The organism is Pseudomonas sp. IT-P253 (assembly GCF_949768125.1).
Lineage (GTDB): Bacteria > Pseudomonadota > Gammaproteobacteria > Pseudomonadales > Pseudomonadaceae > Aquipseudomonas.
This window is the reverse complement of record NZ_CATKPT010000003.1, coordinates 125605-135450: the sequence shown is the minus strand read 5'-3', so window position 1 is coordinate 135450 and position 9846 is coordinate 125605. Positions and strand designations below refer to the sequence as shown.

Annotated in this window: 9 protein-coding genes; 6 read left to right on the top strand and 3 right to left on the bottom strand. The window is 60.2% G+C overall.

Annotated features, from left to right (window positions below):
* Window positions 1–64: 64 nt before the first annotated feature.
* The 3 genes from ACM6IR_RS01970 to phhA all read right to left on the bottom strand — a co-directional run bounded on the left by ACM6IR_RS01970 (window position 65) and on the right by phhA (window position 2510).
* Window positions 65–1258, bottom strand: a complete 1194-nt coding sequence (locus ACM6IR_RS01970) for an amino acid aminotransferase (protein WP_414906139.1) — start codon at window positions 1256–1258, stop codon at window positions 65–67.
* Complete coding sequence (locus ACM6IR_RS01965) at window positions 1258–1614, bottom strand: 4a-hydroxytetrahydrobiopterin dehydratase (protein WP_150785005.1); 357 nt, start codon at window positions 1612–1614, stop codon at window positions 1258–1260. Before ACM6IR_RS01965 ends, ACM6IR_RS01970 begins: the two co-directional genes overlap by 1 nt.
* 104 nt (window positions 1615–1718) lie before the next feature.
* Window positions 1719–2510 (bottom strand): phenylalanine 4-monooxygenase, encoded by a 792-nt coding sequence (gene phhA, locus ACM6IR_RS01960; RefSeq protein ID WP_414906138.1) that lies wholly within the window; start codon window positions 2508–2510, stop codon window positions 1719–1721.
* 382 nt (window positions 2511–2892) lie between these two features.
* Between phhA and ACM6IR_RS01955 the strand changes: the two genes are divergently transcribed.
* The 6 genes from ACM6IR_RS01955 (at window position 2893) to flgJ (ending at window position 9835) form a co-directional block, all read left to right on the top strand.
* Entirely contained in the window at window positions 2893–4458 is a 1566-nt protein-coding gene (locus ACM6IR_RS01955; protein WP_414906137.1) for a sigma-54-dependent transcriptional regulator, read from the top strand.
* Window positions 4459–4814: 356 nt separating this feature from the next.
* Window positions 4815–5555 carry a flagellar basal body rod protein FlgF gene (locus ACM6IR_RS01950; RefSeq protein WP_414906136.1) on the top strand — a complete coding sequence of 247 codons (741 nt, stop codon included), beginning with the start codon at window positions 4815–4817 and terminating at the stop codon, window positions 5553–5555.
* Between the two features lie 45 nt (window positions 5556–5600).
* Window positions 5601–6386 (top strand): flagellar basal-body rod protein FlgG, encoded by a 786-nt coding sequence (flgG, locus tag ACM6IR_RS01945; RefSeq protein ID WP_414906135.1) that lies wholly within the window; start codon window positions 5601–5603, stop codon window positions 6384–6386.
* Window positions 6387–6438: 52 nt separating this feature from the next.
* Window positions 6439–7134 carry a flagellar basal body L-ring protein FlgH gene (flgH, locus tag ACM6IR_RS01940; protein WP_414906134.1) on the top strand — a complete coding sequence of 232 codons (696 nt, stop codon included), beginning with the start codon at window positions 6439–6441 and terminating at the stop codon, window positions 7132–7134.
* A 272-nt stretch (window positions 7135–7406) separates the two neighbouring features.
* Complete coding sequence (locus tag ACM6IR_RS01935) at window positions 7407–8516, top strand: flagellar basal body P-ring protein FlgI (protein WP_414906142.1); 1110 nt, start codon at window positions 7407–7409, stop codon at window positions 8514–8516.
* Window positions 8517–8527: 11 nt separating this feature from the next.
* On the top strand, window positions 8528–9835 hold the full coding sequence (flgJ, locus tag ACM6IR_RS01930; RefSeq protein WP_414906133.1) for a flagellar assembly peptidoglycan hydrolase FlgJ: 1308 nt from the start codon (window positions 8528–8530) through the stop codon (window positions 9833–9835).
* Window positions 9836–9846: the final 11 nt, after the last annotated feature.

Sequence of the window (9846 nt, the reverse complement as noted above, 5' to 3'; positions counted from 1 at the left end):
GTAGCCCCGAGCTTGCCCGCTAAGGAGTTGATACTCCTTCGCGAGCAAGCTCGCTCCTACAGGTTTATTTGCAGACTGCGGCGATGGCCTCGGCCAACAGATCCAGACGCGTCGCATCAATCCCGGCCACGTTCGCCCGTCCAGTGCCCACCATGTAAACGCTGTGATGATCACGCAGCTGCTTGACCTGCTCCGGCGTCAAGCCAGTGTAGGAAAACATCCCGCGTTGCACGCCAATGTGCGCAAAGCGCTCGCGCAAGCCGTGGGGCTCAAGGGCTTCCACCAGGCCGCTACGCAGTTGGGCGATGCGCAAGCGCATGGCTTCCACTTCATCGGCCCAGAGGCTTTTGAGCGCCGGATCGCCCAGGATGGTCGCTACCACGGCAGCCCCGTGGTCCGGTGGCGTCGACCACAGATTGCGCGCAATGTTGGCCAGTTGACTGCGGATATCCACCAGTTTGTCGGCGGTTTTCGCGCAGACAATCAGCGCGCCAGTGCGGTCCCGGTACAGCCCGAAGTTCTTCGAGCAGGAACTGGTGATCAACACTTCCGGCAGTTCGGCGGCGAACAGCCGGGTCGACCAGGCATCCTGTTCCAGACCGTCACCGAAGCCCTGATAAGCGAAGTCGATCAGCGGCAGCAGATCACGGCGACGTACCACCTCCAGCACTCGGCGCCAGTCATCATGGGACAGATCGAAACCGGTCGGGTTGTGGCAGCAGGCGTGCAGCAGCACCACATCGCCCTTTGGCACTTCGTTGAGCACCGCCAGCATCCCGTCGACGTCGAGACGGTTGTCGCTGCCGACATACGGGTAATGACTGACCTTGACCCCGGCTGCCGCGAAGATGGTTTCGTGAATCGGCCAGGTCGGGTTGCTCAGCCACACGCCGCGGCCGGGCAGGCATTGCGCGATGAAATCCGCGCTCAAGCGTAGCGCGCCAGTGCCGCCCGGGGTTTGGGTGACGCCGGCACGTTGTTCGGCAATCAGCGCCGAACCGACGCCCAGCACCAGTTCATTGACGACCTTGCCGAACGCCGGCTCGCCATGACCGCCGATGTAGGTCTTGGTGGCTTGACGATCCACCAGGCGCGCCTCGGCGAGTTTCACCGCTTGAGGAATCGGTGTCAGGCCTTGGGCGTCTTTGTAGACGCCCACGCCGAGGTCAAACTTGCGCGGGTTTGGGTCCTGCGCATAGGCCTCCATCAGACCGAGGATCGGGTCGCCGGGCACCCGGCCGATGGCGTCGAAATGCATTATTTGCGGCCCTCGGCATCCTTGGCCACTTCGTCAGTGCGCGCGGCCATGATGAAGTCGTTGCGGTGCAGGCCCTTGATGGAGTGGCTCCACCAGGTCACGGTAACTTTGCCCCACTCGGTCAGAAGGCCAGGGTGATGACCTTCGGCCTCGGAGATTTCACCGACGGCGTTGGTGAACGCCAGTGCGTGTTTGAAGTTTTTGAACAGGAAAATTTTTTCCAGCTGCATCACGCCGTCGCGAACTTCGATGTTCCAGTCAGGGATCTGCTTGATCAGGACCGGCAGTTCTTCGTCGCTGACTTGAGGGGCGCCGGCCTGGCAGGCTTCGCAATGGGCTTGGTTCAATGTGGACATGATGGGTTCCTGAAATCGAATGATTGAAAATCGGCCGTCAGAGTCACCACGCTAAAGCAAAGCGTCGGTTCCGGACAGACTCACTTGATCGTAAAAGTCGCGGATCACGCAGCTTTTGGTTTTGGCGGAAATTTGGGTGTGTGCAACCCCAGCTGCATACCTTGTTTGACCATGCCCATGATGTCTTCGTGGGCCAGGTCGAACAGACGCTTGAGGTTCGGCAAGACAAAGTAAAGCGGTTGCAGGATGTCGATGCGGTAAGGCGTGCGCATGCATTCCAGCGGATCGAAGGCCTGGTGTTCTGGTTCGTCCGACAAGCAATAAACGGTTTCTTTCGGTGAAGACAAGATACCGCCACCGTAAATGCGCCGACCTTGCGGGGTATCCACCAGGCCGAATTCGATGGTCATCCAGTACAGGCGCGCCAGGTACACGCGTTCTTCCTTCGAAGCCTGTAGGCCAAGTTTGCCGTAGGTGTGGGTGAATTCGGCAAACCAGGGATTGGTCAGCAACGGACAGTGGCCAAAGATCTCGTGGAAAATGTCCGGCTCTTGCAGGTAATCCAGCTCTTCGCGGGTACGAATAAACGTCGCCACGGGAAACTGCTTGTTGGCGAGCAATTCAAAAAAGGTCTGGAAGGGAATCAGTGCCGGGACTCGGGCAACTTGCCAACCGGTGGTTTCACCGAGGACTTTGTTGATTTCGCCGAGTTGCGGAATGCGGTCGTGGGGCAGACCGAGTTTTTCGATACCGTCCAGGTATTCCTGGCACGCACGCCCTTCGATCACTTTCAGTTGGCGAGTGATCAGCGTGTTCCACACCGCGTGTTCTTCGGCGGGGTAGTCGATAAAACCTTGCGCATCGGGCTCGCGAGCCACGTATTGCGTCTGCTTCATGCTGCTCTCCTGCTAGGGGATTTCATTCTTGTTATGTCCTGCTATGGACTTAGAAATACCTCAAGCGTCGCGAGGTTGCAGCAGGTGTTCCTCATTACTTGTAGGAAAAATTCCCGCTTTTCGTAAAGTTTTCGTTACGCTTCGTCGGCTGTCGCGTAGGTATTGAGATTTCGGGGTTTGAAAAGGCTCAACCCTGTCACATAATCTTGACGACTATCTGAGCGCTCCAGCAGAAAAATCACCCTGTGGGAGCGAGCCTGCTCGCGAAAGCGTCGGCACATCCAGCATTGATGTATCAGACAGACCGCTTTCGCGAGCAGGCTCGCTCCCACAGGTTCCGTGTCTGGCATCAACCACATTCACCGTTTTTTCGGGCCTTTATATGCGTATCAAAGTCCACTGCCAGAACCGCATCGGCATCCTGCGCGACATTCTCAACTTGCTGGTGGAGTACGGGATCAACGTTGCTCGCGGCGAAGTGGGGGGCGAGCATGGCAACGCGATTTACCTGCATTGCCCGAACCTGATCAACATTCAGTTTCAGGCGCTGCGTCCGAAGTTCGAAGCCATTGCGGGAGTTTTTGGCGTCAAGCGCGTAGGACTTATGCCCAGTGAGCGCCGGCACATGGAGCTCAATGCCCTGCTCGGCGCATTGGAGTTCCCAGTGCTATCGATCGACATGGGCGGCTCCATCGTCGCGGCCAACCGCGCGGCGGCGCAGTTGCTCGGCGTGCGGGTGGACGAGGTGCCGGGGATTCCGCTGTCGCGGTACGCCGAGGATTTCGACCTGCCGGAGTTGGTGCGCGCCAATAAATCGCGGATCAACGGGTTGCGGGTCAAGGTCAAGGGTGACGTGTTTCTCGCCGATATCGCGCCGCTGCAGTCGGAGCATGACGACAGCGAGGCCATGGCTGGCGCGGTCTTGACGCTGCACCGCGCCGATCGGGTGGGGGAGCGCATCTATAACGTGCGCAAGCAGGAACTGCGCGGGTTCGACAGTATCTTTCAAAGTTCGAAAGTGATGGCCGCCGTGGTGCGCGAAGCCCGACGTATGGCGCCGCTGGATGCGCCGCTATTGATAGAAGGTGAAACCGGTACCGGCAAAGAGTTGCTGGCGCGAGCCTGTCACCTGGCCAGTCCGCGCGGGCAGTCGCCGTTAATGGCGCTTAATTGCGCCGGCTTGCCGGAATCCATGGCCGAGACCGAGTTGTTTGGCTACGGCCCCGGCGCCTTCGAAGGGGCGCGGGCCGAGGGCAAGCTCGGGCTGCTGGAGCTGACGGCCGGCGGTACGCTGTTTCTCGATGGAGTTGGGGAAATGAGCCCGCGCCTGCAGGTAAAACTGCTGCGCTTCCTGCAGGACGGATGCTTCCGTCGCGTGGGCAGTGATGAAGAGGTTTATCTGGATGTGCGAGTGATCTGTGCGACGCAGGTCGATCTTTCCGAGTTGTGCGCGCGCGGGGAGTTTCGCCAGGATTTGTATCACCGCTTGAACGTGCTGTCGTTGCACATTCCGCCGTTGCGTGAATGCCTCGACGGTTTGACACCGCTGGTGGAGCACTTCCTCGATCAGGCCAGTCGGCAGATCGGTTGTCCGCTGCCGAAACTGGCGCCGGCGGCGATGGAACGGCTCAGTCACTACCACTGGCCGGGCAATGTGCGGCAGCTGGAAAACGTGCTGTTCCAGGCGGTTTCCCTGTGCGACGGCGGGACTGTCAAGGCGGAGCATATTCGTTTGCCGGACTACGGCGTGCGTCAGCCGCTTGGCGATTTTTCGCTCGAGGGCGGGCTGGATGCGATCGTCGGGCGGTTCGAGAAGGCGGTGCTGGAGCGCTTGTATTCGGAGCACCCCAGCAGTCGCCAATTGGGTAAGCGGTTGGGGGTTTCGCATACCACCATCGCCAACAAGCTGCGCGAGTATGAAGTCGGCAAAGAACCCGGCAGCACATAGCCCCGTAGCAGCTGCCGAGCACCGCGAGGCTGCGTTCGGCGGCGAAGCCGTCGCAAACCCTGCATCCAGGATTTTCCTGACACACCGCAGTGTCTGATCTCACAACGGCTTCGCCGCCGAACGCAGCCTCGCGGTGCTCGGCAGCTGCTACGAACTACAAGAGGCTGGTAGTTGCCTCTCACCGGCATAACACCGCCGGTTTTTCGTCTTTGACACAATCCTAAAATCCATCCTGAACGCGGCAAGTCCTTTGTTTGCCGGGCCCCGTACCGCCAAAAAAAAGTTGGTCTGCAAATTGCTTATGGCTGAGCAGTACAGCAGTGGGCGGCAAACGTCCGGCATGCAGAGGAAAGAGTGTGGACAAGTACCTTTATGTGGCAATGACCGGCGCCAGCCAGAATGCACTGGCGCAGAAGGCACATGCCAACAACCTCGCGAACATCTCCACGAACGGCTTCCAGAAAGACCTGGAGCAGGCGCGTTCGATGCCGGTGTTTGGTGACAGCTTTCCGGCGCGGGCGTTTGCCATGTCCGAACGTCCAGCCACCGACTTCTCCCCGGGCGCCTTGGTGCAAACCGGTCGCGACCTCGATGTCGCCGTTCAAGGCAGTGGCTGGCTGGCGGTGCAGAACCCCGGCGGCGGCGAAAGCTATGTGCGTACCGGCAGCCTTAACGTTGACGCCCTGGGCGTGCTGCGTGCCGGCAACGGTATGCCGGTGATCGGCAATGGCGGGCCGATTGCCGTGCCGCCCGAGCAGCAAATCGAAGTGGGCGAGGACGGCACCATCAGCATTCGTTCGATGGGCGAAGGCCCTAGCGTGATGGCCGAAGTCGACCGTATCAAACTGGTCAACCCTGACTTCAAAAACATGACCAAGGGGCTGGACGGCTCGATCCACACCAAGGACGGCAAGCCGGCGCAAGCCGATTCCGGCGTCAAACTGATCTCCGGTTTCCTCGAGTCAAGCAACGTCAATGCCGTGGAAGAAATGACCTCGGTGCTGGCCTTGTCGAAGCAGTTCGAACTGCACATCAAGATGATGAACACCGCCAAAGACGATGACCAGGCCATGGCTCGGGTCTTGCAGATCAGCTAATTATCAGAACGTCGCGCCGTAAAAACGGCGCACGAGGAGAATCGAATGCTTCCGGCTCTATGGGTTGCCAAAACAGGTCTGTCCGCCCAGGACACTAACCTGACGACCATTTCCAACAACCTGGCAAACGTGTCGACTACGGGTTTCAAACGTGACCGTGCCGAGTTCCAGGACTTGCTCTACCAGATCAAACGCCAGCCAGGCGCTCAATCGACCCAGGACAGTGAACTGCCGTCGGGTTTGCAATTGGGTACTGGTGTGCGCATCGTCGGCACCCAGAAGAACTTCACCGCCGGTAGCCTGCAAACCACTGAGCAGCCACTCGACATGGCCGTTGACGGTCGCGGTTTCTTCCAGATTCTGCAGCCGGACGGCACCACGGCCTACACCCGTGACGGTACGTTTCATCTGGACTCCAAAGGCCAGATCGTGAACGCCAGCGGCTTCGCCCTGGAACCGGCCATTGTCATCCCCAACGATGCCCAGACCTTTACGGTCGGTCGCGATGGCACCGTGTCCATCACGGTTGCCGGCAACCCGGCATCCCAGGTGATCGGCAACTTGCAAACCGCCGACTTCATCAACCCGGCCGGCCTGCAAGCGGTGGGTGGCAACCTGTTCCTGGAAACCGCAGCCAGCGGTGCGCCGCAAGTCGGGACGCCAGGGCTCGCCGGTTTCGGTACTACCCTGCAGAACACCCTGGAAACCTCGAACGTCAGCACCGTTGAGGAGATGGTCAACATGATCACCACTCAGCGCGCTTACGAGATGAACTCCAAGGTGATCTCCACCGCCGACCAGATGCTCTCGTTCGTAACGCAGAATCTGTAATCAAGTCTAAGAGGTGGCCATGAGGCCGCCTGCAACACCGTGAGGTAGGGTCATGAATCGCTTTGTATCTGTTCTGGCACTGAGTGGAGTCGCCGCGCTGGCGGGTTGCGTCCCTACGACGCCCAAGCCCAATGACCCTTACTACGCCCCGGTGTTGCCGCGGACGCCGTTGCCGGCTGCCGCGAACAATGGCTCGATCTACCAGGCCGGTTTCGAACAGAACCTGTATGGCGACCGCAAGGCGTTCCGGGTCGGTGACATCATCACCATCACCCTGAACGAGAAGACCCAGGCCAGCAAGAATGCCAACTCCCAGATCGACAAGACCAGCAAGACCAGCATTGGCCTGACCTCATTGTTCGGCAGCACGCCCAACGTAAATAACCCGGTTGGCAGCGGCGACCTGACCCTGGATGCCAGCTACAACGGCGACCGCGCGACCAAGGGCGACAGCAAGGCCGGGCAGGGCAACAGCCTCATCGGTTCGATCACCGTGACCGTCGCCGACGTGCTGCCCAACGGCATCATCGCCGTGCGCGGCGAGAAGTGGATGACCCTCAACACCGGTGACGAGCTGGTGCGCATTGCCGGCCTGGTTCGGGCCGACGACATCGCCACCGATAACACGGTTTCGTCGACGCGCATTGCCGATGCACGCATCACCTACTCGGGCACCGGTTCGTTTGCCGATGCGAGTCAGCCAGGCTGGTTCGACCGTTTCTTCCTCAGCCCGCTGTTCCCTTTCTAGGTGGGGGGCGGGTCATCTCTTATTTCCTGGGCTGCGCCGGGTCTGCTTTTACGCAGGGCAAGGCGCGAGGAGTGCAGTTTGGTTGTTCCAAATAAACGACGAGTAACGCCGCCCTGCGTAAAAGCAGGCCCGGCCCTCCGGGTTGTGCCTGAGCGCGCGCCATGCTGCGTTGCAGGCCTTGCCAAGGGAACGACCATTGGCGGCGGCCTGCGCCTTGCCTGGCACGCGCTCAGGCCTCAACGCAGCCCAGGAAATAAGAGATGACCCGCCCCATGTTGAACTTCAAACACCTGATGGTGGCAGCGCTCCTGATGTCCGCAGCCTTCGGCGCTCAAGCCGAGCGGTTGAAGGATATCGCCAGTATTTCGGGCGTGCGTTCCAACCAATTGATCGGTTACGGCCTGGTGGTCGGGCTTAACGGTACCGGTGACCAGACGACGCAGACGCCGTTCACCCTGCAAACCTTCAACAACATGCTCTCGCAGTTCGGCATCAAGGTGCCGCCGGGTTCGGGCAACGTGCAGTTGAAGAACGTCGCAGCGGTGTCGATCAGTGCCGATTTGCCGGCGTTTGCCAAGCCGGGTCAGCAAATCGACATCACCGTATCGTCCATCGGTAACTCCAAGAGTCTGCGTGGCGGCACCTTGTTGCTGACGCCGCTCAAAGGTATCGACGGCAACGTTTATGCGGTCGCCCAAGGCAACCTGGTGGTCGGCGGCTTCGATGCTGAAGGTCGCGACGGTTCGAAGATCACCGTCAACGTTCCGTCAGCCGGTCGCATTCCCGGTGGTGCATCGGTGGAGCGCTCGGTGCCGAGCGGTTTCAACCAGGGCAACAGCCTGACCCTGAACCTCAACCGTTCGGACTTCACCACCGCCAAGCGTATCGTCGACAAGATCAACAACATGCTCGGCCCTGGCGTTGCCCAGGCCATCGACGGCGGTTCGATTCGGGTCAGCGCGCCGCTCGATCCAAGCCAGCGGGTCGATTACCTGTCGATCCTTGAGAACCTCGAAGTCGATCCGGGTCAGGCGGTGGCGAAAGTCATCATCAACTCCCGAACCGGCACCATCGTGATTGGCCAGAACGTCAAGGTTTCCCCGGCCGCCGTGACCCACGGCAGCCTGACCGTAACGATCACCGAAGACCCGATCGTCAGCCAGCCCGGCCCTCTGTCCAATGGTCAGACGGCGGTCGTGCCGCGCTCGCGGGTCAATGCCCAGCAGGAAGCCAAGCCGATGTTCAAGTTCGGCCCTGGCACCACCCTCGACGAAATCGTGCGTGCGGTGAACCAGGTCGGCGCGGCACCGGGTGACTTGATGGCCATCCTCGAAGCACTGAAGCAGGCCGGCGCATTGCAAGCCGACCTGATCGTGATCTGAGGACGGCGACCATGGATATGCGCAAGAGCGGTCTGGTCAGTACGAGCGACTCGGGTTCCTATTCGGACCTTAATCGTCTGAATCAGCTCAAGGTCGGCGACAAGAACAGTGACGGCAACATGCGCAAGGTGGCGCAGGAGTTCGAGTCGCTGTTCCTCGGTGAAATGCTCAAGTCCATGCGCTCGGCCACTGAAGCGCTGGGGAAGGACAATCCGCTCAACACGCCCGCAGCCAAGCAATACCAGGAAATGTACGATCAGCAGTTGGCCGTTTCCATGTCTCGCCAGGGCGGCGGTATTGGTCTGGCCGACGTGCTGATGCGCCAGATGTCGAAGAATAAACCGCTGGCGCCAGGTGAGGCGGCGGCGAATTCGGCGGCCAAGCAAGACGCGGCGAGAGCCAAGGCCGCGGCAACCTCGACGCCGGTGGCTGCCGGTACGGTCGCCACTAACGGCCCGTTGTCGCGCCTCAACGGCGAGCGTCCGTTGTGGGCCTCGCGCTCGGTCAAGGCACCGCAGGCGACCGCCCCTCATAGCAATGACGTGGCGCTGCTCAACCAGCGTCGCCTGGCCTTGCCGCCGCAACTGGCTGACCGTCTACTCGCCGGCCTGGTGCCGTCAACCACGACCAGTACCACGACGGCCGCCGCAACCCTCAACAAAAACCTGTTGCCGGAACGTGCCACCCTGTCTACCGGTGTCGGCCCGCTGTACAACGGCGATTGGCTGGCCTCGCAAGCGGATTCGGCATCGAGCGGACAGATGCAGATTTATGGACGCGCCATGGCGCAGATCCCCTTGGCACCGGCGAAAAAAGCGTTCAGTTCCGCGGACGAATTCGTCAATACCATGCTGCCGATGGCCAAGGAAGCCGCCGCCCGCATTGGCGTCGATCCGCGTTACCTGGTGGCCCAGGCCGCCCTGGAAACCGGTTGGGGCAAGTCGGTCATGCGTGCTCAGGATGGCAGCAGCAGTCATAACCTGTTCGGCATCAAGGCCGGTGACAGTTGGACGGGCGATTCGGCTCGGGCGATCACCAGCGAATTCAGGAATGGTGCAATGGTCAAGGAGACGGCCGAGTTCCGTTCCTATGCGTCGTACAAAGACAGCTTCCATGACCTGGTGACTTTGCTGCAATCCAATAATCGCTATCAAGATGTTGTGAAGTCGGCCGATAACCCGGAACAGTTTGTACGTGAGTTGCAAAAGGCCGGTTATGCAACCGACCCGAACTACGCAAACAAGATTTCGCAGATAGCCAAGCAGATGACGAATTACCAAAACTACGCTGCGGCGGGCGCTTCCACCACGCCTTTATAAGGCATAAGGCA

What these genes read in the sequence shown, in the direction of transcription:
- ACM6IR_RS01970 (WP_414906139.1), bottom strand. Translation starts at nt 1,258, where the DNA reads ATGCATTTCGACGCCATCGGCCGGGTGCCCGGCGACCCGATCCTCGGT.
- ACM6IR_RS01965 (WP_150785005.1), bottom strand. Translation starts at nt 1,614, where the DNA reads ATGTCCACATTGAACCAAGCCCATTGCGAAGCCTGCCAGGCCGGCGCC.
- phhA (WP_414906138.1), bottom strand. Translation starts at nt 2,510, where the DNA reads ATGAAGCAGACGCAATACGTGGCTCGCGAGCCCGATGCGCAAGGTTTT.
- ACM6IR_RS01955 (WP_414906137.1), top strand. Translation starts at nt 2,893, where the DNA reads ATGCGTATCAAAGTCCACTGCCAGAACCGCATCGGCATCCTGCGCGAC.
- flgG (WP_414906135.1), top strand. Translation starts at nt 5,601, where the DNA reads ATGCTTCCGGCTCTATGGGTTGCCAAAACAGGTCTGTCCGCCCAGGAC.
- flgH (WP_414906134.1), top strand. Translation starts at nt 6,439, where the DNA reads ATGAATCGCTTTGTATCTGTTCTGGCACTGAGTGGAGTCGCCGCGCTG.
- ACM6IR_RS01935 (WP_414906142.1), top strand. Translation starts at nt 7,407, where the DNA reads ATGTTGAACTTCAAACACCTGATGGTGGCAGCGCTCCTGATGTCCGCA.
- flgJ (WP_414906133.1), top strand. Translation starts at nt 8,528, where the DNA reads ATGGATATGCGCAAGAGCGGTCTGGTCAGTACGAGCGACTCGGGTTCC.